The sequence below is a fragment of the Deinococcus roseus genome (genome assembly GCF_014646895.1).
In the GTDB taxonomy this organism is placed as follows: domain Bacteria; phylum Deinococcota; class Deinococci; order Deinococcales; family Deinococcaceae; genus Deinococcus_C; species Deinococcus_C roseus.
Genome location: NZ_BMOD01000003.1, coordinates 331,110 through 354,340, shown reverse-complemented (window position 1 = coordinate 354,340; position 23,231 = coordinate 331,110). Strand labels below are relative to the sequence as shown.

Genomic DNA, 23,231 nt, shown 5'->3' with positions numbered 1-23,231 from the left:
GACACCCTGGTTCCTGGTTTGTTGGTGGAGGGGCAACGGCCTCACCTGCTGTTTGAATTCCAATACGAAGGGGCGCTGGAAGAACTTTTCCTGGTGCTGGCCTTCCATTTTGGATGGAACACAGCACACAGAGAATTTTTAAAACCCGTGCTGTGGCTGCAAGAATCTGCGTTTCTGACCCTGCAAGGCATCATGGGAGACACAATGAGGCGAAAGGTCCACCTTCATGACCTGCCTTCTGGCGAGGCAGACCGGGCAGACCGTCTGCTGCCAGAAACAGGCAGAGATGGCGTGAGGTGGAACATTGTTCGGACGTTGAGGGAGACTGCTCTGGTGGCCCGGTATCAGCGCCAACTGGAGGAAGAACAGTCACCGATGGTCCGGATGTTCAGGCTGGTACATCTGGCTGAGTTGCTCCACCATCGTGAACCTCTGGAAAACTTCAGAACCCGCCTTAAAATCATGAAACTGCACTGGGAACTGGTGGAACAAGGCAAACAGGAATTTTATAAACCCCTTGTGCATGCATTGGTGGACCTGCGCTGGCAGGATCAGTACTTGTTTCAACTCAATCCCGAAGAAACAAAAAGTGTTCTCTGGGAGTTTTTGCAAATTCACCAGACCCTCGTCAAGTTGGGTCGTGCCAAAGACCCAGATTGGGCTTGGAGCAGAATGCTTGCGGATCTGAGGAATGTTCTGCACCGGGGATCTCATATCAGGCCTTTAAAAGACTTTATGGACTTTTTTAATGAAGTGATGGATTATACTTTCCATCATCACAACATAGCTGTAACTGAATCCAATTATGTATTGAAAGAAGTGCTGTTCTTTTTTCGACTTTTCGCCCCTGTTCTCTCTGAACTTGATCTGCTCAAACAATTTGAGACACTCCAACAAGAAACAGGCCTGGCATTGCATCTCAAGAAGATTGGCTCAAAAAACCACAAGGAGATGCTGCAGAACCTGCATTGGACAGTGCTGCTCCATTTGATCCAGACGAACTCTCCCAGGCAACGGGAATATGGAGAGCGCTTTCTGCAATTTTTTGATCGCACACACATTTACAGCACCCTCTATGAAATTTTGAGGGATGCAAAATTTCCAATGCTGGAGTCATGGTCTGGAGATCCCCATTTCGAAATGACTTTGCTCAATGAGGCCATTGAACTTTATGAAAAAGAGGAAACACGTGACCTGGATCTGGCTCCTCTCTATATGGAGCGTGGCTGCAAGCAGCCCAGTGAATCAGCCAGGAAACAGGACTTTCAAAAAGCCCTGGACATTCACCTGAAACACCTGACCCAGACAACTTTTCGTGACCTGCCCGGGTCAGATGGACGCATCATCACCGATTCCAGCCTTGAGGTTGCAAAATTGTACCGTTTGCTGGGACAGCACCGCCAGGGCCTGGATGTGGTGAATCAAGCCATTCCGTTCTGGTGGCTGATGGGACAACAGCTCCACAAACGGCCTGAGCCCAATGAACACCGTCAGGAGCAACTGACTTTGCGTTTACAGGAAAGGGTCTTGATCCTTGAGGAACTTCTGGCCACCGATCAACCAGATCAAAAAGAGCTTGAAGCCCTGCTGGCAGACACCCAGCAAACCCTGCTGCACCTGGAAAACGTACAGCTGGGAAAAGAGGTCTGGGAAAAACACAAATTGCGCAAGGATCGGGAGAACAAAAACAGCTGAGAAAGCTTGCCTTGTTGTTCACTCCACCCGAACAGGCAACCTCACAATTGCAGTGGTCCCTTTCCCCAGCTCGCTTTCCAGCCAGATCTTGCCTCCGTGACCTTCTGCAATCCATTTGGCAATGGGGAGGCCCAGCCCGGTGCCTCCCGGGTCCTCTCCCCTCTGGCGGGCCCTGTCCACCCGGTAAAAGCGTTCAAAAACCCTCACGGCATCTTCCTCAGAGATGCCCACACCGGTGTCCCAGACCTTCAGCTCTGCTTCCTGGTCCTGCAAGGTCAGCTTCAAACCGACCTCTCCGCCTGCCGGGGTGTATTTGAGGGCATTTTCCAGCAGGATCAGGGTGAGTTGCTTCAGGCGGTCTGCATCTCCCAGCAACAGCACCTCCTGAATTTCTCCCAGCACCATGCGGTGGCTTTTTCTGACCCGTTCCAGGTCCCGGAAGGCCTCCTGGACCACTCCAGAAACATCCACTTCATCTTCCCGCATCTGTGCGCCACTGTCTCCACGGGCGAGTTGCAGCATGTCGTGAACCAGTCGGCCCAGACGGGTGGCTTCCCGCTGCACATCGCGCAGGATCTCTTTGCGGTCGGTTTCCGGGATGTCCGGGAAGCGCACAAACAGATCCAGGTTGCCCTGAATGCTGGTGAGGGGGGTTCTGAGTTCGTGGGCGGCATCCGCCACAAAGCGTTTCTGGGATTCAGAGAGTTCCCGCAGCTTCTGTTCGCTGTCCTGCAATACGGTTTCAGCCATTTTGCGGTCATGGATGTCAATGCAGGCCCCAATGAAACCCACAAACTTGCCTTCTGGTGTGAAGCGGGGTGCACCCCGGTCCACCACCCAGCGGTACTGTCCGTCATGGCGTTTCAGGCGGTACTCGGTTTCAAAAGGCTGATGCAGGCGTTCCGGGGCCAGGAAGGTGTCCATCAGGATTTTTCGGTCCTCGGGGTGCATCAGGTCCAGCCATCCGGAGCCCAGGTCCTCTTCTGGTGGGCGTCCGGTGAACTGGGTCCAGCCCAGGTTGTGAAACACAGCGTTGCCTTCCGGGTCGGCCATCCAGATCATCACCGGGGCGCGGTCTGCCACCACCTGAAAGCGGCTTTCGCTTTCCTGAATGGTCTGCTGGGCTTCCTTCCATTCGGTGATGTCGATGGCTCCGCCCAGAAACTGTGTGGGATTGCCCTGCTCATCCCGTGAAAAGATGGCTTCTCGGGTGAACAGCCAGCGCCAGGAACCGTTTTTGTGCCGCATGCGGTATTCGCGGGTCAGCACTTCGCCCATTTGCAGGGTCCAGAGTTTCTGGTAGTGCTGCACGGTCACCTGCAATTCATCCGGGTGGATCATTGCAGAGGCAGAGCTCTGGTCCAGGTTTTGCATCTCTTCAGGGGTGTACCCCAGGATGTTCTGCAGTTCCCGGTTGAAATAAATGTTTTTCCTTTGCCCGATGTCATAAATGTAAATCAGGGTGGGCACGGTGTCTGCCATGCGCTGCAGAAAGTGCTGGCTCTCCCGCAAAGCCAGCTCTGAAATTTTGCGCCGGGTGATGTCCTGAATGATGCTGCCCACCCCCAGCGTGCGTCCATCTGTGGATTTCACCGGGAAGTAATTGAGTTGCCAGTGGTGGCCTTTGCGGAACCCCGGCAAATCCTGATCGGTCAGTTCCAGGTCCAGAATGGGGATTCCACTGTCCAGAACCTGCTTCATGTAGTTTTCTACTTTTTCGAAGGCTCCGGGGAACAGTTCGTTCATGGAGCGGTTCTGGTGGGCCGTTTCGGGGTGCTGGTTGTACTCTGCGGCCTTGCGGTTCACCAGTTCGATTTTCAGGTCGGTGTTGCGCAGGCCGATGCCCACCGGAGCATTGTCCAGAATGGCCTGCAGGCGGGCGATGGTGGTTTCCTGATCGTCGCGCCATTTCAGGCGTTCCAGGTTCTGGGTCAGCAAGCAACCCACACTGTGCAGCAAAAGCTTTTCGGTGTCAGACCATGCAGCAGGGACAGGGCAGACCAGACCCAGCACTCCATCTGGCAGGGGGCAGCACACCAGGGTTTCTCCGGCGGTCAGGGGGAAAACCTGCACAACATCCTGCCCTGAGGTCTGCAGGTCTGGCTTCTGCACAGGTCCATTCACCTCACCTGCAATGATCACAACATCCTCTGACCCAAACAGCACGCAACCCTTTGCCAGAGGAAACACCTGCAGCATGCAGTCCAGCATTTGCCCCCGGTCCTGGGATGCAGACATCAGCTCAAAAGCTTTTTTCAAACGTTTAGAGGCCTGACCCTCTGCCCGGAAAAACCCCATCCAGCCTGGATCTCCTGCCTGAAGGGGAAGCAAAAACAGCTGGCCGAACTGCTGTCCCAGACGGGCAGCAAAAGAAACAGGCTGCCCGCCGTTCAGGGGCAACAGAGGATGCTGTTCTGGGGGCATCATGTCCTGCAAGGAAACCTGATCTGGACCAAACATGTCTCTGAAAGGCCCATTGCAGGACAGCAGTGCATGGCTTGCATTGCTGATCCAGGCTGGTTCGGAGAGCACCTCAATCAGGTGCCCTCCAGCCAGGGTGAAGCCTTGCAGGGGATGATTTTGCATCAAATCAGAATTCAAGCCAGCTCCTCAAAAACCCTCTTCCAGCAGGGAATGACCTGATTGTACCCCCTCAGTGGCTGCTTTGCCGCAAAGTCAGGCTGCGCCTTCACCGCAACCGCTGGATGACCTCCACAATCCAGAACAGCACCTCTGACCTTTGCTTGTCGATGAGGGAGAGCAGCCTCCATCTGATTCCTGCTTTGGTCCCAGCATGAAACCCTGCAGGCAAACGGGCCTGTTCTGGCTGGACCAGGGTTGCCCATGCTTTTGACCATTGACAGCTGCCCTCCTCCAACATATGCTTAGGAAGCTAGCAATCAGAGGATCCTCCTGTGTCCAAACCCGTCTTTTACCTCAAACGTGCCTACCTGTTCATGCGCAAGTCTTTCGATGAAAGGCTCAAGCAGCATGACCTCACCACCTCGCAGTTCGAGGTGATGGGACACCTGTATCCCTCCCACCTGATGGACCAGCAAGAGTTGCAACAGCGCAATGGCATCACCTCTGCAACCCTGACTGGCATTCTGGATAAACTGGAAGAGCGTGGCCTGCTTTCTCGCATTCCCAGCAATCTGGATGGCCGAAGCAAACAGGTGCAACTGACCCATGAAGGCCAGACCCTGTTTTCCCAGCTGATCCATCTGGTTCACGATTTTGAAGACGTGATGCTGAAAGGTTTTTCCGCTGCAGAGCGTGCTTTGCTGGCAGACTGGCTGCAAAGAATCACCGTGAACCTGGGCGACAGTGGTCCCGCTTAAGTTGCTATTTTTTGCATAAACAATTAGGATCCTAGCAATCAGGATCCTGGAAAGGAAACCATCAAATGTCCCTGAACCAGACCCCAGACAAGCCCATCCTTCAGGCCTGTTCTTCCCGGAGGTGCCCCGATGCATTCACAACTGCGGTTTAAGGTGGGATGGCTGGTGCAACATCAGGTGCTGGCCCTCACCCACTTTGATCCGGTGGTGCTTCCCGAAGACACCCGGCAAATCCTGCAGCAGGCCGACCACCTTTTGCTCCAGGCCAGACCGGGCTTTCATTTGCTGATCGACAACCGCACTGTGCAGATGTCACATCTGGTGCCCCTGCAATTCATTCTGGACACCCTTCCTGCCCTGAAAGCCCATTTTCTGAAATCCATTGTGGTGATGGTCCCCGAAAACCTCCAGCAGCAAGCCAGACAGTTGCCTGTTGAAGAGGTGGAAGACATCCAGTTGCACCATGTTCTGGGGCTGCAGGAAGCCTTTCAGTTGCTGCATCCTGCAGAAGAACAGCTGCACTGGGATGAGAAATTTTTTCTTCCTGAATAGGTCTCCAGTTGTTCCAGACCACCAGCGATGTGCTGGTGGTGTCTTTTTGTGGTCTTTCGGTTCAGGGTACCCTTTGCTTTGCACCTGACTGCACCACCCTCCCGGTCCCAGAAAGGATTCAGGGTACACTGGTAAACAATAAATTGACCTGTGGAGTGCTTTTCATGACGGAACGTCCTGCCTTGCCCCAATATCCGGTGATCTTGCTTCCTTTACCCCTGCAGGATGCCCTCTCTGGTCAACCCCAGCGGGAACGTTTTGCAGAACCCGAACCGGAGCTGCCTGTCTGGAACATGCCTTTTGTTTTGCAGATCACCGTTGCCCTGCTGCGCCTTTTTGGACGGGGAACACAGGCCGATCAGAAAATCCAGCAGGCCAGACAACCTCTGCTGGATGCCCATCAGACCCAGAAACAGCTACATCAGGAAAGAAAAGCTGCATTTGAGACGCAGGAAAACCACAAATTTACCCCTGAGGCGTTGCTGGATTACCGCAGGAAACGCACCCTGACCCTGCTGGAATCCAGTGTTCCAGAGGTGGGGAGAGAGGGTTTTGCGCCTCTGGGTTTCGCCGAAGACCATTTTCTGGAACACCTGCAACACCATTTTGAAAGCCGCATTGGCAGGCACTTTCAGGTCAGCAAGGCCGGACACAGCAAGGGCTTCGAGTACGTGCCAGATTTTGTGTATTTTGATCCCCGCTTCGAACTGCGCATCTGCATTGAGGTGGATGAACCCTACAGCAGCAACAGAACTGCCATTCACCATGTGGAGTTCAGCGAGGTGACGGGCCAGTGGGAAAGCATTGACGCTGCACGCGACCAGCATTTTCTGGATCTGGGCTGGGGGGTGGTGCGTTTCAGTGAAGAGCAGGTGATTCGGGACCCGGAAGGGTGCTGCCGCACCCTGCAAGACGTGATTGAACACATCACCCTGGAACATCTGGAGGGTTTGCATGCGGTCTCTCCGGTGACGGCCCATCCCCGCTGGGACCGCCAGACCGCCAACCAGTGGGGCGAAACTGGATACCGTGAGCGTTACCAGCAGGGCATTCAGGGGTCCAGACAAATCAAAAACAGCGTCAAATCCTTCATCCCTGATCCTGAACCTTCGGAGCACCAGCAGGCCATTTACCAGTTTGTGCGGGAAGGTAAGGGGCATGGTCTGGTGCTGGCAGTGGCCGGATCAGGCAAGAGCACCACCTTGCTGACAGTGGCCCAGGAGGTGCTGCAGCAAAACCCCCAGGCCAGCGTCCTGATGCTGGCCTTCAACAAAACCATCCAGCAGGAATTGCAGGAAAAAGCCCAGCAAAGGGGGCTGGATCAACTGGAAGTGAAAACCCTCAACAGTTTTGGCCTCAGTGTGCTGCGCCGCCACTTTGAGGGAATCTCCAGCGAGGGCACCTGGAAACGTTACGGGGGTTACCTGACCCGCTCCCTGAAAGCCCGTTATGCTGGCAACTTCGAGCAGGACCGCAAAACCCTGTTGAAACTGCTGTCTCTGTGCAAGAGTTACCTGCTGGATTTTCGCAACCTGCTGGAGGTCAGCCGCATTGCCGAGCAGTACCGCATTGACTTCAAAACCGTGCAGGACCTGCATCCCATTCTGGTGGAGGTGATGGAATGGGGGTTGCAGCAGGTGCAGAAAACCCAAAAAGTGGATTTTGATGACCAGTGCTGGCTGCCCGTGCACCTGGACCTCTCCATCCAGCCTTATGATTTTGTGCTCATTGATGAATGCCAGGACCTCACCCAGATGCAACTGGAAATGGTGCAGCGCTCGGTCAAGGCCGCAGGTCGGCTGCTCTTTGTGGGGGATGTTGCCCAGGCCATCATGGGATTTCGGGGTGCAGACCACAACAGCGTGAACAACATCCGGCAACTCTCCCCCACCGAGTTGTCTCTCTCGGTGTGCTACCGCTGTCCCAGCAGCCATCTGGAAAAAGCCCGCACCCTGATGCCCCTGGTTCAGGCAGCTCCGGGAGCAAAAGTGGGCACCGTGCAGGAAATTCCCTGGCACCACCTCCCCAGCCATGCTGGACCGGGAGATTTGATGTTCGGGCGCACAAAGGCCACCGTCCGGCAGGCCCTGTACCAGCTGGTCAGGAATGGCCGCAAAATCAATTTCCTGCAAAACCGCGGCACCCAGGACCCCCTGCAGGGTGAAGGCAGCAGGGAGGACAGCGGCGGAGACACCCTGCTGAACGCCATCGACAACCTGATGACCGCCGCACAGAACATTGCCCAGCACAGGCAACGCAGCGGTTTGCCTTATGGGGATGAGCTTTCCAGCCACCTGACCCGGCTTTCGGCCAGCAAGACCAGTGGCGAGGACTACCTGCAGCTGCGGGCCTTGCATGGCCTGTACCAGTCCAGGGATTTTCTGCAACCCGAGGATTTCCTGGAATTTTTGAAACACCAGCTCACCCCGGATCCCAGAGGGATCATGCTCTGCACCGCACATCAGGCCAAAGGGCTGGAAGCAGAACGGGTTTTTGTGCTGGCCCATGAGGAATTCAACGTGAAAGACCCTTCCCTGCTGGACTGGGAACAGCAACAGGAGAAAAACCTCTGGTATGTGGCCCTCACCCGGTCCAGAAAAGAACTTTATCTGGTTCGGGGCATCAAGGCCTGAAAACCACCCCAGAAAGAAGCACCCCCAAAGGGTGCTTCTGGTCATTTGACTTTGATTTGACTTTGATTTGACTTTGATTTGGTTTTGATCCAGCTTTTTTACACTGAGGCCACTTCACGGAAAGCTTCATCATCGAGGGTGGCCTGCACGCGGTCCTGCTGGGACAGTTTGGAGAGTTCGATCACCCGGTTCAGATCAAGGTTCAGGCCTTTTGCGAGACGGCTGCCGTAATCCTCGTCCACCAGGTAAAACAGGGCGGTCTGGCGGTACTGCAGGCGTTTGACAGCTCCACCCAGCGCACCCACGATGTTCTCGATCAGCTGAACGCGCTTGTCTTCGGTGAGGACTTCACGGTACAGGATGCCGGGCTGCACAAAGTCCGAGTTGGGGTGGGTGTAGTCCTGACGGGCTGCTGCACCAATCACCGAAAGCTGCGGCACAGAGATGTCTTTCTTCTCCTGGGGGCCACCAAAGGTGTTGGGGTAGTAGTTGGGACCACGGCCTCCGTTGCTGCCCGTCATCATGGCTCCATCGCGCTGGTAGTTGGAGCCACTGGCGTTTTTGGGGTTGTTGACGGGAATCAGGTGGCTGTTGGCCCCCAGACGGTGGCGGTGGGTGTCTGCGTAGCTGAACAGGCGGCCCTGCAGCATCTTGTCAAAGCTGGGAGCAATGCCCGGAACGAAGTTGCTGGGGGCAAAAGCGCTCTGTTCGGTTTCGGCAAAGTAGTTTTCAGGGTTGCGGTTGAGGGTGAGGGTCCCGATGGGAATCAGGGGGTAGTCTTTCTGGCTGATGGTCTTGGTGACATCGAAGATGTCGTATTTGTAGGTCGGGGCTTCTTCTGCAGGAATGATCTGCACAGCCACATCCCACACCGGGAAATTGCCGTTTTCGATGTTGTCGAAAAGGTCGCGGGTGGCGTGGTCGGGGTCCAGCGCTTTCCATTTCTCGGCTTCTGAGGCATGGAAGGTTTTGAAGCCCCCTCTGGCCTTGAAGTGGTATTTGACCCACACGTAATTTTCAGCGTCGGTGTACCACATGTAGGTGTGGCTGCCGAAGCCGTGCATTTCGCGGTAGTTGGCAGGGGTGCCCCGATCGCTGAACAGGATGGTGACCTGGTGCAGGCTTTCGGGATGCAGGCTCCAGAAATCCCACATGGCGTTGGGGCTTTTCAGGTTGGTTCTGGGGTCGCGTTTCTGGGTGTGAATGAAATCCGGGAACTTCAGGGGGTCACGGATGAAGAACACCGGGGTGTTGTTGCCCACCAGATCGTAATTGCCTTCTTCGGTGTAGAACTTGACCGCAAAGCCTCTGGGGTCCCGTTCGGTGTCGGCACTGCCCCGTTCTCCACCCACAGTGGAAAAGCGCAGGAAGACTTCGGTTTGCTTGCCCACTTCGGAAAGGAAGCTGGCGCGGGTGTATTTTGTCACGTCGTGGGTGACTTCAAAGGTTCCGTAAGCACCTGCACCTTTGGCATGCACCCGGCGCTCGGGAATCACTTCCCGGTCAAAGTGGGCCATCTTGTCAATGAAGTGCACGTCTTGCAACAGGCTGGGGCCGGGCCATCCTGCGGTCTGGGTGTTGGAATCGTTCTCCACAGGAGCGCCTGTGCTGGTGGTCAAAGTGCCGTTGTTCTGGGTGTTCAATGGGTTCGGATCATCTGCCATAATGCTGACCAGTCTAACACAAATTCATAATCATTATGGATATGAAAAATAGGCAAAGTCGGTGCTGCCCGTTCAATCCTGCAGCGCAGACAGCCTGATCTGGCAGCGTTCACAGAGGCCCTCGAGGTCCAGTTGAATTTTTTGCACCTGCCAGTTTGCTGTGGTCCCCAGAGCCACCAGAGCCGACGCCAATTCGTCTGACAGATCCAGGTCCAGAATCCTGCCACACGCTGTGCAATGCAGGTGGTGGTGGGCAGAGGTGTTGGCATCGTAACGGGCAGTGCCATCTGCATCCACAAATTTGCGGATCAGTCCTGCTTCTGAAAGCACCTGCAGGTTCTGGTAAAGGGTCGCAATGCTGATGGGATGCCCACTCAGTTTCAGACCTTCCAACAGTTCATAAGGGGTGGGATGGTGATCACACCCCATCAGATAGGCCAGCAGGGTTTTGCGTGGTGCACTGGGACGCAAACCACATGTCTGGAGCTTCTGGATGATCTGTGAGGGGTCTTCCATAAAAGGTGATTGTAGCAGACCTGGCAAAAGGCAGTTGCAGGATTGCACACCAGCACCCATCACATTCTGGTTTTCCCGAGCAGAAATTGATTTGATCTTGCTCTCGTGCTTTTGGAGTTGTTTTAGCAAAACATGCTTGCTTTACCAGATTTCTGATTTCCAAATGTTTTCCATCCGAAACCATTGTGAGTCATCTGATTTTTATCATCGAAGATCTACAAAAGCAAATCAACAGAATTTACAGAAGGACATTTACAGGAAGAGCATCTACAAAATCATGTATCATTTTTATGATCATAAGACCTTTGATGGTTCATGTGATGCAGGATTGTTCTGCCAGAACCTGGTGTTGTGACAGGCTGGAACAGCAGTCCACAACCCTCCTTCAGAAAACCCTATGGTCTTTGCGCCGTCTCAGAAGGCTGAGGCAATCACCCAGGGAGCCCTCCTTCGCAGACCTGCTGCAATGGGTTGACCTTCCAGAAAATCCCACCCAGGCGGCGTGCTGGGGGATGGCGTATTGCTGAAACAGCCATTCATACAGTTGTTGCATCTCCATCACACAAGCCTTTTCCAACTCAAATCCACCTCCACATTGCAATGAAAGATTCCCTTTGCTGAACAACGATTCTTTACCCTTCTGTGGCAGCTTACTCAGTTTCACTACAGCATCTATGTGGTGTTTCCCGCCTTTTGTATAGGCGATCCGCATTGTTGAAACGGTTTGTCGGGTCTCCTCAAGGCAAGGGGCGTTTTAATGTGATTGATTTCTATTTTTTTTCCTGTTATCCTACACAGCATGAAGCTACAAAAACTCAGTGAAGCCGTACAGGGACTCAATAATGCTCAGCGCAGTGATCAGTTCGTGCGCCAGTTCCGTAATGCAGTTCGCGACGAAATCTTTGATGCCGCAGAAATTGAAGGGCGTTTTGAGCTCCCCAAGGAATACAGCCGTCGCAGCAGTGGTGACACCTACAAGCGACAGGCCAAAGAAATGATCTTTGAACTGACCCCTGCATATGAAAAATGGTATGAAGAAGTCACCCAGGAACTGAACACCAGCAAGCGCCAGAAACGGATCAAACCCACCCTGGAAGCGTATGCTTCTGGCTCTCTGGACTTCAAAACTGCTGCTGCTGCCACCCGCGAAAAAATGAAGGCCAGTGAACAAAAAGGCAAAAAGCTGGGTTCCAGTCGCAAGAAGAAATGATCCATCTTTAATCCATCCCCCCACAATCATGTGGGGGTTTTTGCTTGATTTTCCTCTTTTCAAAAACATGCTGCTTTTGCTTTCAGACTCCAGACATTTCATGATTGTTGCTGAAAGCACAACGTGATCTTCAAAAGACAACAATTGCTCGCTGCAACGGCCACAACCTCTTCCCGTGAGAATCCCTGCAACACTTCATGTGTGTTTTTTCATGTGTGTTTTTTCATGTGTGTTTTTGGCGTCTCAAGCTCCAGTGCCTCCGAAACCCCTGTCCCAAAACCTGTCTGCTTGCCTGCTTTCTTGTAGGAATGTGTACATCCTGTGAGCAAAAGGCTTGTTAGGGTAGAACCATTGAACATTGCAAAACCAGCTGCTCAGGCTCTGGTTGCTGGTTTGAAAGGATGGTGCTTATGAATCGGACATTGCAACTGCTGGGTCTGGGTCTGGCTGCAACACTGCTGATTTCTGCCACTGGAGGGGGCAACCTTCCCACTTTCTCAGCTAAAAAATTGCAACAGGATCCTGCAGCCATGACAGAAAGCCTGGCCTCAGAGACCTCTTTCACTTTTACAGACCGCACTTTTGTCAGCCGCATGACCCAGGGGCACAATTACGAAATTGCAGCTGCAGAACTGGCCCTGACCCTGGCAAAAGCCACAGAAGTCAAAACCTTTGCCCAGTTGATGCTGAGCGACCACAAAAACCTGCGGGGACAACTGGCAGCAGCGGTGGGCAAGGTGAATCCTGCTTACGAACTTCCTGCAGACATTGATGTCAGTGCCAGACAGCAGGTCATGCTGGAAAGGCTGGAGAATGCCGGAGACGGCTTTGATGCCGAATACAAAGCCCAGATGATGCAAAGCCATGAAGAAGCCCTCAACCTGCTGGAAAGCTACCTGGGCAGCAAATATGCCAACCCCATCATCAGGACCGAAGCCCAGAAAGCCTGGCCTGTGGTGGAAGCCCACCATCAGGCCGTTGATGCCATTCCTGCAGCAACACCCTGAACACACCCTGAATCCATCCAGCTTTAAAGCCCTGATGTGTACTCAGGGCTTTTTGAGCTGTTCACAGCTTCAAAATGGAGAGTTTCAATCTCCAGAAACCTTCAATCTCCAGAAACAATGGCTGGAGCACCCAGGGGGGGCACCTGTTCCTCCTGGTATGCAGGCTGGGCATGTTCTGAGACGTCCAGACCTGCAGTTTCATGCGGAGGGGCCACCCGGATGCGGAACACTGCGTCCAGCAACTTCAGGATCAGCCAGGTTCCAGCAGCAGCCAGCAGAATGGCTGCCATCACCCCCACAGCCTGGATGCCCAGCTGGGTCCAGTTGCCATCCAGTACCCCAGAGTAGGCACCGTTGACGGCTCTGGAGGCAAACACACCCGTCAGCAGGGACCCCACAACGCCACCCACAGCATGGCAGGCGAAAACATCCAGGGCATCATCGGCGCGCATGCGGTGCTTGTACTGGATCACCCAGAAGGAACAGGTGGATGCAATCAGACCAATCAGGATGGCAGACCCCGGACTGACAAAACCAGCAGCAGGGGTGATGGCAACGAGGCCCACAACTGAGCCAGTGGCAGCACCAATGGCACTGGGTTTCTGACCACGCATGGCTTCCCAGAGGAGCCAGCCAAGCATGGCGGCACTGGTGGCGGTGCTGGTGGTGATGAAAGCGAGGGAGGCACTGCCATTGGCTCCGAGGGCAGATCCAGCATTAAAGCCAAACCAGCCAAACCACAGGAGACCTGCGCCCAGCAACACAAAAGGGATGTTGTGGGGAAGGGCAAGCCGTTTGGTGGCCTTCATGCGCTCTCCCAGCAGGGTGGCAGCCACCAGGGCTGAAACCCCGGAGGAGATGTGCACCACGGTGCCTCCGGCAAAATCCAGGGCACCCATTTTGAACAACCAGCCACTGGCATCCCAGACCCAGTGCGCCAGCGGTGCATACACCAGCAGGCTCCACAACGACACAAACAGCAGAAACATGGAGAATTTCATGCGGTCCACCAATGCGCCACTGATCAATGCAGCGGTGATGATGGCAAACATGCCCTGAAACATCACAAAAACGTATTTGGGAATGGCATGCCCCGTTGCTGCTTCAAAAGTGCCATACAGGGTGTTCTGATCGATGCCGTTCATGAAGAGGTTGGCAAGGGTGCCAATGTAGGGGCTGCTGGCGTTGTCTCCGAAGGCCAGGCTGTACCCGAAGAGCACCCACAGCACCCCCACCACACCCATGGTGCCAAAACACATCAGGATGGTGTTGAGGACGCTTTTGGTTCGGGTGAGGCCGCCGTAAAAGAAAGCCAGTCCAGGGGTCATCAGCAGCACCAGGGCACTGGACATCAGCATCCAGGCGGTGTCTCCACGGTCCAGTGTCAGTGGGACAGCAGCCTGGGCATGGGAAATGGTGGTGAGGGCCAGCAAAGTCGAGCAGCCAAAAAGAGAGAGGTGGGTGTTTCGTTTCATGATTCCCTCCAGTGCTGCATGGGGAATCATGCAGCAGCGTTCAGCCAGATGGGCAGAGGTGCGTCAGAACGAAAAGGGCAGCAAGAAGCCGGAGGGTGTGCTGGGCATCCATCCGTCCTTCTTGCTGTCAGAATAGCAGAAAGCCTGATCTTGTCAAGGGAATTTTCTTTCATTTCAAATTTTTACTTGATTTAAAGCTGTAAAAGGTTTTCTGAAACATATAGAACACAAATGGACATTTTAAAAGTTTCTTAAAATTTATGTTACATTTGCTTCACATGCCTGCCGTTCAGGGGGTGGGTTCAGGCTGGGTGTCTGGCAAGGGTACACCAAAGACCGGGGCTCCATCTTCCCCATAACCAAACACCTGTGCCCGGGCATGGCGGTTGGGATCATAGAGGGGATCGCCCACAATGTCTTTGTAGCTGCGGGCATGGAAAATCAGCACATCCTGACCGTCTGGCAGGGTGGTGAAACTGTTGTGACCGGGACCATATTGCTGGTTTGCTTCACTGGTCTGAAAAACCGGTTCCTGGGATTTGCTCCAGGAGGCGGGGTCCAGCAGGTCTGCATTTTCATCGGCAGTGAGCAGGCCCATGCAGTAATGGTGATCCGTGGCGCTGGCCGAAAAGGTGATGAAGATCTTGCCATTGCGCTTCAGGACAGCAGCCCCTTCATTGACCAGAAAGCCAATCACCTCCCAGGGATGCTCGGGGGTGGTCAGCATCACCTGGGGGCCTTGCAGGGTCCAGGGGTTTGCCATTTCGCTGATGTACAGGTTGGAGTTGCCGAAAATCTGGGGGTCTTTTTGTGCCCACACCAGATAACGCCTCCCCAGATGCTCGAAGGTGGTGGCATCCAGGGCAAAGCTTTCCCACCGGGTTTTCAGCTGGCCTTTTTCAAGCCACTCGCCTTCCAGGGGGTTGGCTGATGCGTTTTCCAGCACAAAAATGCGGTGGTCAAAGAGGCCATCTCTGGTTTCTGTGGTGCGGGCTGCAGCAAAGTAGATGTACCATTTGCCCTCAATGAAGTGCAGTTCAGGGGCCCAGATGTTGGCACTGAGGGGTCCGGTTTCGTATTTTCTCCAGGCCACCACGGTTTCTGCGTTGCCCAGGTCTTGCAGCCGTTTTGCGCGCCTCAGTTCAATGCGGTCATATTCGGGCACCGAACCGGTGAAGTAGTAGTAACCATCGGTGTGCAGGTACACCCAGGGATCGGCACGCTGTTCGACCAGAGGGTTGGGAAAAACAGGGGTTGAACTCATGAAAACTCCTTTGCTGCTGGGGGAAATTTCACTGTGATCGTTCACATGTGTCAGGAGGCGTGCACGAACCAGAAGAAGCTTGCTGGAAGAATTTGAACCGTTGAGTCGCTGATGTGATCGCTCACACATTAGCACTCGGTCGAATCGGCTGTCAAGACTCTCAAAACCGGGCGGCCTGGAGAGGCCAACTGTTGCACCGTGAACCCTCATTTCAAGGGTCCTGCTGCAGCAAGCACACACAAGCTGACTTCCAACAAACTGATGAACGGTGTGTCTTCATGGGTTGGATGGCCCCTGGCTTCTTTCTGGAATTTCCCTCTGCTCCTGCATTAACCTTGAAGACAGATGCAAGACCTGATGCTGCAAGCCTTTCAATTTGCATTGCAACAAAACCATCCCTACACCCTCACCCACAAACACCTGCCTCCTCCTCCTGAACAGGGAAAACTGGCGGTGCTGGCGGTGGGCAAAGCTGCACTTCCCATGCTGAGGGCCGCCGAAGACTTTTATGGACCGCAAATCAAAGGACATGCTGTGACCCGCTATGGACACGGCGGAGAAACCCGCTTCATCCCCCTGCAGGAAGCTTCCCATCCCACCCCCGACGAAAACAGTGAACTGGCTGCCCAGCAAGCCCTTCTGCTGGCCCAGGCTCTGGGACCCCAGGACACCCTGCTGGTGCTGGTCAGTGGTGGAGGGAGTTCGCTGTGGTGCGCCCCAAAAGGCACCAGCAGACCTGAAAAGGTGGTCCTCACCCGACTGCTCCTCAACAGTGGAGCCACCATTCACGAAATCAACACGGTCAGAAAGCAGTTTTCCCACATCAAAGGCGGAAAGCTGGCCCAGGGCACCCGGGCAAAAGTCATTTCGCTGCTGCTCTCGGATGTGCCCGGAGATGATCCAGATGTGATTGCCTCTGGTCCCACCGTGCAAAACACCAGCACCGCCCAGGATGCACTGGACGTCCTCAGGCGGTATGGTCTGGATGATCGCCCAGAGCTGAAAAATGCCATTCTGTTACTGCAGCAGGCCCAGCAACAACCTTCAACGGGACCTGTCCACAGTGAAAACATCCTGATCGGAAGCAACCATGGTTTTCTGAAATCCGTGCAGGATTTCTGGGTGCAGCAGGGCATTCCTGCCTTCATTCTGGGAGACACTTTCACCGGAGAAGCCCGCGAGCTGGCCGCCTTTCATGCTGGACTGGTGCGCAGCATCCGGGAACACAGGGAGCCCTTCAAACCCCCCGTGGTGCTGATCAGTGGCGGCGAGGCCAGCGTCACGGTCAAAGGCACAGGCCAGGGCGGCAGAAATCAGGAATTCCTGCTGTGGCTGTGCTGGCACCTGCGTGAACAGGGTGTGTGGGCCTTTGCAGCAGACACAGATGGCATCGATGGCACCACCCATGCGGCAGGCGCTTTCCTGACCCCGGAAACCTTCCAGCGCAGCCAGAACCTCAGAAACATCCGCCAGGACCTGGACAACAACAATGCATTCGGGTTTTTTGAAAGCATGGGGCAACTGGTGGTGACAGGACCGACACAGAACAACCTGAATGACGGCCGGATGGTGTTCATCCCTGGGGATGGAGCAACTTCATGATCGGTTTAAGGTCTGGCCCGACTCTCCCCCGTTGCCACACCCCCTGCAATCAGGTGTGCTGCACGCAAAGGTTCAGGAATGTTGGAACCAGAGGCAAACCGCTGGATCACCTGCCCGGCCTGTTCCAGGGTCAAACCTGCCCGCTGCACATACACCCCGGCCACATGCTCCATGGGTCCGGCTTTCTGGATCAGGGACCATTTGCGTTTTCCCCCCGGAACCCGGTTCAGAAGGGCATCCTCGATTTTTTCCAGGTTGGGTTTGCGTCTGGAGACCACCAGCACAGGCCGGTCCAGTGCTGCACTGAGCTGGTGAATGTCAATGACATTGAACCCACCAAGCGCGATTCCCTGCAGCATGATCAACTGGGTGTGCTGGTAAAACTTGGAGTTTTTCACCAGCTGGGCAATCACACGGGTGCTGTTGGCCCCGTCACGCCGGATTTTTGCACTGAGGATGCCTTCCAGTTTGAGGCCTGCATACACGGTGCCCACGATCTGGATGTCTCCGCGGTGGCTGCGCAGAAAAGGAAAATCATCAAACCCGATGGTGTGGGAAAGTTTGCTGTCACGCATGGTCCAGCCCCATTTTCTTCAGAACCCCTCTGACCTTGTGGCGAGCATCCAGAAAATTCTGCTGCAACTGGTGTTTTTTCAGGAAAGAGCGCCATTTGCGCTGTCCCGAGGTGCTGCATCCCCAGTTTTCACGGGTGCAAAAGTCCTGAAGGTTTGCAGGGTCATCTCCCCTGCTGGTGAAAGCCACAGGCAAAGCAGCCTGCAAGACCTGCAAATTCAGGTTCAATTCACTGAGCACAGCCAGATCATACAGGTCCTTGGCCCTCCAGCGTCCCCGTCCAAATTCGGTCAGGCCATGCAACTTCCAGGCCACCAGAATTTCCGGGAGGCAGGACAGCACAGCGCCCACCCCCTCCACATGCACATCAACAGGTGGATGAACCAGCGGGTCTCCAAACGCAAAGTCAATCTGGAACGTCTGGGCGCCCTGGTCTGGCAACGTCCCTTTCAGGAACACCCTGAGGCCCGGAAAAGGCGTTTCTGCCCAGATGATTTCAGAATGCTCGAAAATCAGGTGGATTTCACAGTCTGGAACAGCCAGCGTTCCCTGCACCCGTGAGCAGGTCATGGGCTGAATGGGAAGGCCGGGTTGCAGTTCAATCACCAGAGGTTTGACCCCCAACTGCCTGCAAAGCCAGGTGAACCCCTGAACCTGTTCTGGATGGAGGGGATGGGTGGTGAGGTGCAATTCAAAGACATCCTGCTGTTGCAGGGTCAAAATGGCACAATTTCCATTTGAGAGGACAAAGCAATTCAGTTCCATCTTTGCATTTCAGAAGGATCTGGCCCGACAGGACAGGATTTTTGTGCTTACTCTGGACAGGTGGGTTGGCCTAAAAGCTGCATTCCCTGAGCACTACTCGGTGTTGACATGCATCTGGGCATGCAACTGGCGGTACCTGGAGGGCGTCACCCCTTCCAGGGCCTTGAACACCCGCCTGAAATACACCACCTCTTTAAACCCACATTCCTGCGCAATGGCCTCGATGGTGTTGCGGGTGTTGAGCAGCAACAAACAGGCTTTGCGCACCCGGTAGCGGTTGATCCCCTCGGTGAGGGTGTGCCCGTAAACCGTCCGGTAAGCCCGCCCCAGGTAGTCGGTATTGTACCCGAGTTGCCGGGCAATCCGGCCACTGCTCAGCCGGTTCTGGTGGTGCAGGCCAATGAAAGCGTGGGCTTCGCTGGCAATGCGGTGCAGGGAATTTCTGGGCTCTGCCACCTGCTGTTCGGACCTGCTGAGTTCGGTCAAGAGCAGCAAACCCAGCACATCCCGGGCCAGGGCAAAGCTGTCCGGCCTTTCGTGTTCGTCCAGCAAACGCCTGAACAGGGCACTGAGGTGGTCAGGGCGCTGCACCTGCACATGTTTGGGGAGGAGAATCTGCTGGCCTCCAGAGCTGTCCTGCAGGTAAAAATGCATCCAGAAAAAAGAAAGGGTCTTCTGGTAGGGCTCAAAACCCCAGTGCCTCTTTCCAGGCATCAAGAGCAGCGCTTCTCCAGCCTGGACAGCAAAATACCGACCATCCTCTGCAATGAAAAGGGTGCCTTCCCGCACGTAAATCACTTCAAAAAAGTCCACAATGCGGTCCGGGTGGGTGCCAATGCCCCTGGACACAAAGAGGCCTGCCACATCGGTGCGGATGGGAAGCTGCATGCTGAGCGTAAGGTTCTGGACCATGGTCGGAAATGGTTTCCTTTTTGAGGTGATTCCAGTCTTGTCTGGGGCGGGGGATGGTGTCAAGATGGCAGCAAGAAACAGAAGGCAGATGTAGGGACGAAGCATGCCTCGCCCAAAGGAAACCAGCCCAACCAGCAGCAAAAGGTTTTTGCTGTGCTGTTCCCATTCCTTGATTTTCCGGAGAACCCATGACCCAGATCCAGACACGCAGCATTCCTGTGATTCGCACAGCAAACAGTCCTTTTTCCCGGTTGCATCCGGTTTCTTTGCAGCAGGTGCAGCTTCAAGACACCTTCTGGAAACCCAGACGGGACATCAACCGCCAGAAAACGCTGCCCAGCCAATACGCCAGACTGGAAGAGTCAGGTTGCCTGAACAACTTCAGACGCGCTGCTGGACACCCTGAGATTCCTTTTGAAGGGCCATTTTTTGCAGATTCTGATGCCTACAAATGGCTGGAGGCTGCAGCCTGGACCCTGGCAGAAGGCCAGCATCCCGAACTGCAAAACAAAATTGAAGAACTGGTCGGGCTGATTGAAAATGCCCAGTGTGAAAGCGGCTACCTGAACACCTTTTTCATGTTCGAAAGGGAACATGAGCGCTTCACGGACACTGGAGCCCATGAGTTGTATTGTGCTGGACACCTGTTTCAGGCGGCTGTGGCTTTGAATCGTGCAGGGGGCAACAACAAATTGCTGGAGGTCTCTGAAAAGCATGCCCGGCACATGGCCCAGACGCTGGGTCCTGCTGAAGAAGGCAAGAAACCCTGGGTGGATGGTCACCCCGAAATCGAAATGGCTCTGGTGGAACTCTACCGGGAAACTGGAAACCAGCAGCACCTGCAACTGGCACAGTATTTCCTGGATGCCCGGGGGCGTGGTCTGGCCCGTGAGAAGATCTGGACCTTCTGGGGAAGTTACGGTCAGGACCACCAGCCTTTCCGTGATTTGAAGGAAGTGACCGGACATGCTGTACGCATGGTTTACCTCAGTGCTGGCGCGGCTGACCTTGTGCTGGAAACCGGGGAACAGGCCTTAAAAGATGCTCTGGATGCCCAGTGGCACAACATGACTGAAAAACGCATGTCGGTGAATGGCGGCATCGGTCCCAGGCATTACATCGAGGGTTTCGGGAAAGATCACGAGCTTCCCAGCGAGAGTGCTTACAACGAGACCTGCGCGGCTGTGGGCAGCATCATGTGGTCCCAGAGGATGCTTTCCCTGACCGGCGATGTGAAATATGCCGATCTGATTGAGCATCAATTGTTCAATGCAGCTTTGCCCGGAGTTTCTCTGGATGGACAGTCCTATTTTTATGTGAACCCACTGGCCGCAGGTCCTGAGCACCGCCGTCAGGGCTGGTTCGGCTGTGCCTGTTGCCCTCCGAATGCAGCGAGGCTGCTGGCCACTTTGCCCGGTTACTTTTACAGCACGGAAAAAGACAGCATTCATGTGCATCTGTATGCCCAGTCCAGCAGTGAAATCCAGCTCTGGGATGGACGCATGGTGCGCATTGAACAACACACCCATTACCCCTGGGATGGGCACATCAAACTGGTGATTGAAGGCACAGGCGAGTTTGCCCTCAAACTTCGCATTCCTGCGTGGTGTGAAAACGCCAGCGTGAAGGTCTCAGGTGAAGTGTTTCAAAATGTTCCTGCTGGATGTTTTGAAATCCAACGGAACTGGGAGGGCACCACCGAAGTTCAACTGAATCTGGAGATGCCTGTGCGCTTCATGGTCAGCCATCCGCATGTGGCAGACAGCAGTGGCAAGGTGAGCGTGTTCCGGGGGCCTCTGCTGTACTGTGCTGAAAGTGTGGACCATGCAGGAGATGTGCGGGATCTGGTGTTGCCCGCAGAAAACACCTTGCAGCTTCAGGCCAGCAGTGCTTTGCAGGGCGCTCTGGTGTTGCAAGGCACCGGTCAGGTCAAGTTGCATCCCACCTGGTCAGGCAAACTGTACCAGTACACTGCAAAAATCCACAGTCCATTGCAAACCGAACAGATCACCCTGGTGCCTTACTACACCTGGGCCAACCGGGAGGAAGGCAGAATGCAGGTGTGGCTGGATCACTCCTGAAGCGGAAGCACCGTGTGCACCGTGGTTCCTTTGCCCGGTTCGCTTTCAATCCAGATTCTGCCACCGTGGCCTTCCACAATCCATTTCGCAATGGGCAGGCCCAGACCCGTCCCTCCAGGGTCTTCACTGCGGTGGCGGCTCTGGTCTGCACGGTAAAAACGCTCAAAGACCCGTGGAAGGTCCTGGGCACCAATCCCCTGCCCGGTGTCCTGCACCAGCAGATGCACCTGGTCTTCTGTAGCGGTGAGGGAAAGGGAGATCCTCCCTCCATCCGGGCTGTACTTGACGGCATTTTCCAGCAGGATCAAGGTGAGCTGCATCAGGCGGTCTGCATCTCCAATGGTGGTCACAGGGTCCAGGGGTCCCAGCACAAATTCATGCTGGTTGCTGATGCGCTCGATTTCCCTCCAGGCATTCAGGACCACCCTTTTCAGGTCGATTTCTTCTTCACGCAGGGCCGCTCCAGCATCTCCCCGTGCGAGTTGCAACATGTCATGGACCAGTCGGCCCAGGCGGGTGGCTTCCCGTTGCACATCCCGCAAAATCTCCTGCTGCTCCTGTTTGGGAATGCGGTCATAACGGAACAGGATGTCCAGGTTGCCCTGAATGCTGGTGAGGGGGGTTCTGAGTTCGTGGGCAGCATCCGCCACAAAGCGTTTTTGCACCCCCATCAATTCTTCCAGGGATTCCTGGGCAAGTTTGCGGTCATGGATGTCAATGCAAGCCCCAATGAAGCCCAGAAACACCCCAGCTTCGGTGAAGCGGGGCACTCCACGGTCCACAATCCAGCGGTACTGCCCGTCGTGTCTGAGCAAGCGGAATTCCATCTCAAAAGCGGTTTGCTGCTCTGCATTGTGGGCAAAAATCTCCAGACAACCGTGCAGGTCTTCCGGGTGGATGCCTTCCATCCATCCTGTACCCAGTTCCTGCTCACTGCTGCGCCCCCGAAATTCCAGCCAGTGTTTGTTGTAAAAGGCGGTGTCACCGTCCAGGCTGGACATCCAGACCATCACCGGGGCGGTGTCTGCCATCTGTCGGAAGCGTTGCTCACTTTCCTGAAGGACATGCTCGATGTTTTTGCGGTCGGTGATGTCCTGCACCGTACAGCCCACACCCAGCAAGGTTCCCTGGGGGGTGCGAACCGGGAAGTAATGGGCCAGCCAGTACCGACCCGGGTAGCGTCTGGACTCCAGTTCCACATCCAGTACAGGCTGCCCGGAAGTCAGCACCTGACGAAAGTACTGGTCTGCCAGACCTTCATTGCCGGGATACACCTCATTCATGGTGCGTCCCAGATGCTCCTGCACCGTTTTGTTGTTGTAGTCCGCCAGTTTCTGGTTGATCAAGAGGAACCGCAACTGGTGGTCCATCAGGGCCAGACCAATCGGGGCGTTGTCCATGATGGATTTCAGCTGGGCCAGGGTGGCTTCATGGGCCTGTTGCAAAGCAGACTGCTGTTCCTGTTCCAGCAAATCCAGCACTTCCCCGGAAGCCAGTTCCAGCAGGGGAGCAATGCCTTCCCACAAATCCTGGCGTTCACACTGCACGTAGATGCAGGCCCGCAAGGTGGAGGCGTTGCGGCCCAGTTCCATCTGGCGCACACCTGTTGTTGCAGCAATTTCAGAGCATGCAGCAGAAAACCCCGCAGAGGCCCACCCCTCGGGAGGATCGCCCACCTGGGCCACCACTTTTTCTGTCTGAAATTCTTGCACCGTCAGGACAGACCAGCACGGTCCCTGAAGGACCTCCAGCAAAGTGTGAATGGCCTCCAGCGCCTGCTGGGGAGACCGGGCATTCCGCAAATCCCTCACGAAATCCCGCACCAGTGGCGTGATCCGACTGAGCAGCATGGTCCCACTGGTTTTCTGAACAGCAGGTTTCTGGGGCACCTGAGACATGCTCTTCAGTGTAGAAGAAAATCGCCGCAGACAGCATTTTTCC

18 protein-coding genes are annotated in these 23,231 nt (G+C 54.9%); 9 read left to right on the top strand and 9 right to left on the bottom strand.

The window, feature by feature from the left end; translation table 11 throughout:
- Positions 1-93: 93 nt before the first annotated feature.
- A complete protein-coding gene (locus IEY52_RS07085) occupies positions 94-1,695 on the top strand; it encodes a hypothetical protein (protein ID WP_189001784.1) in 1,602 nt (533 codons plus the stop codon).
- 18 nt (positions 1,696-1,713) lie between these two features.
- On the opposite strand, the gene IEY52_RS07080 is transcribed toward IEY52_RS07085, so the two are convergent.
- Positions 1,714-4,296, bottom strand: coding sequence for a PAS domain S-box protein (locus IEY52_RS07080; protein ID WP_189001782.1), 2,583 nt, complete (start codon positions 4,294-4,296; stop codon positions 1,714-1,716).
- Between the two features lie 314 nt (positions 4,297-4,610).
- Between IEY52_RS07080 and IEY52_RS07075 the strand changes: the two genes are divergently transcribed.
- The 3 genes from IEY52_RS07075 (at position 4,611) to IEY52_RS07065 (ending at position 8,221) form a co-directional block, all read left to right on the top strand.
- Positions 4,611-5,036: a MarR family winged helix-turn-helix transcriptional regulator gene (locus tag IEY52_RS07075; protein WP_189001780.1), complete on the top strand. Its 426-nt coding sequence runs from the start codon at positions 4,611-4,613 to the stop codon at positions 5,034-5,036.
- Between the two features lie 129 nt (positions 5,037-5,165).
- Positions 5,166-5,588: a hypothetical protein gene (locus IEY52_RS07070; protein WP_189001777.1), complete on the top strand. Its 423-nt coding sequence runs from the start codon at positions 5,166-5,168 to the stop codon at positions 5,586-5,588.
- 164 nt (positions 5,589-5,752) lie between these two features.
- Positions 5,753-8,221: a UvrD-helicase domain-containing protein gene (locus IEY52_RS07065; protein WP_189001775.1), complete on the top strand. Its 2,469-nt coding sequence runs from the start codon at positions 5,753-5,755 to the stop codon at positions 8,219-8,221.
- A 98-nt stretch (positions 8,222-8,319) separates the two neighbouring features.
- Here the strand turns inward: IEY52_RS07065 and IEY52_RS07060 are convergent, their stop codons facing one another.
- Positions 8,320-9,885: a catalase gene (locus tag IEY52_RS07060; RefSeq protein ID WP_189001773.1), complete on the bottom strand. Its 1,566-nt coding sequence runs from the start codon at positions 9,883-9,885 to the stop codon at positions 8,320-8,322.
- Positions 9,886-9,957: 72 nt separating this feature from the next.
- The gene (locus IEY52_RS07055; protein ID WP_189001771.1) at positions 9,958-10,401 is read right to left on the bottom strand and encodes a Fur family transcriptional regulator; all 444 of its coding nucleotides are present in this window, start codon (positions 10,399-10,401) and stop codon (positions 9,958-9,960) included.
- A gap of 799 nt (positions 10,402-11,200) precedes the next feature.
- Here IEY52_RS07055 and IEY52_RS07050 point away from each other — a divergent pair.
- A complete protein-coding gene (locus IEY52_RS07050; protein ID WP_189001769.1) occupies positions 11,201-11,611 on the top strand; it encodes a hypothetical protein in 411 nt (136 codons plus the stop codon).
- A gap of 410 nt (positions 11,612-12,021) precedes the next feature.
- Positions 12,022-12,618, top strand: a complete 597-nt coding sequence (locus IEY52_RS07045; RefSeq protein ID WP_189001767.1) for a DUF4142 domain-containing protein — start codon at positions 12,022-12,024, stop codon at positions 12,616-12,618.
- Positions 12,619-12,719: 101 nt separating this feature from the next.
- Here IEY52_RS07045 and IEY52_RS07040 read toward each other — a convergent pair whose 3' ends face one another.
- A complete protein-coding gene (locus tag IEY52_RS07040; RefSeq protein WP_189001765.1) occupies positions 12,720-14,093 on the bottom strand; it encodes an ammonium transporter in 1,374 nt (457 codons plus the stop codon).
- Between IEY52_RS07040 and IEY52_RS07035 the strand changes: the two genes are divergently transcribed.
- On the top strand, positions 14,092-14,229 hold the full coding sequence (locus tag IEY52_RS07035; RefSeq protein ID WP_189001763.1) for a hypothetical protein: 138 nt from the start codon (positions 14,092-14,094) through the stop codon (positions 14,227-14,229). The two genes, IEY52_RS07040 and IEY52_RS07035, sit on opposite strands and share 2 nt — an antisense overlap.
- A 153-nt stretch (positions 14,230-14,382) precedes the next feature.
- On the opposite strand, the gene IEY52_RS07030 is transcribed toward IEY52_RS07035, so the two are convergent.
- Positions 14,383-15,357, bottom strand: a complete 975-nt coding sequence (locus tag IEY52_RS07030) for a glycoside hydrolase family 43 protein (protein ID WP_189001761.1) — start codon at positions 15,355-15,357, stop codon at positions 14,383-14,385.
- 345 nt (positions 15,358-15,702) lie between these two features.
- Between IEY52_RS07030 and IEY52_RS07025 the strand changes: the two genes are divergently transcribed.
- Complete coding sequence (locus IEY52_RS07025; protein WP_189001759.1) at positions 15,703-16,959, top strand: glycerate kinase type-2 family protein; 1,257 nt, start codon at positions 15,703-15,705, stop codon at positions 16,957-16,959.
- Between the two features lie 5 nt (positions 16,960-16,964).
- Here IEY52_RS07025 and IEY52_RS07020 read toward each other — a convergent pair whose 3' ends face one another.
- The 3 genes from IEY52_RS07020 to IEY52_RS07010 form a co-directional block, all read right to left on the bottom strand.
- Complete coding sequence (locus IEY52_RS07020) at positions 16,965-17,534, bottom strand: endonuclease dU (protein ID WP_189001757.1); 570 nt, start codon at positions 17,532-17,534, stop codon at positions 16,965-16,967.
- A complete protein-coding gene (locus tag IEY52_RS07015; RefSeq protein WP_189001755.1) occupies positions 17,527-18,252 on the bottom strand; it encodes a nucleotidyl transferase AbiEii/AbiGii toxin family protein in 726 nt (241 codons plus the stop codon). Before IEY52_RS07015 ends, IEY52_RS07020 begins: the two co-directional genes overlap by 8 nt.
- Before the next feature lie 138 nt (positions 18,253-18,390).
- Positions 18,391-19,209 carry a helix-turn-helix domain-containing protein gene (locus tag IEY52_RS07010; RefSeq protein WP_189001753.1) on the bottom strand — a complete coding sequence of 273 codons (819 nt, stop codon included), beginning with the start codon at positions 19,207-19,209 and terminating at the stop codon, positions 18,391-18,393.
- A gap of 188 nt (positions 19,210-19,397) precedes the next feature.
- Between IEY52_RS07010 and IEY52_RS07005 the strand changes: the two genes are divergently transcribed.
- On the top strand, positions 19,398-21,290 hold the full coding sequence (locus tag IEY52_RS07005; RefSeq protein WP_189001751.1) for a glycoside hydrolase family 127 protein: 1,893 nt from the start codon (positions 19,398-19,400) through the stop codon (positions 21,288-21,290).
- Here IEY52_RS07005 and IEY52_RS07000 read toward each other — a convergent pair.
- On the bottom strand, positions 21,281-23,188 hold the full coding sequence (locus tag IEY52_RS07000) for a PAS domain S-box protein (protein WP_189001749.1): 1,908 nt from the start codon (positions 23,186-23,188) through the stop codon (positions 21,281-21,283). The genes IEY52_RS07005 and IEY52_RS07000 overlap by 10 nt on opposite strands.
- Between the last annotated feature and the right edge of the window lie 43 nt (positions 23,189-23,231).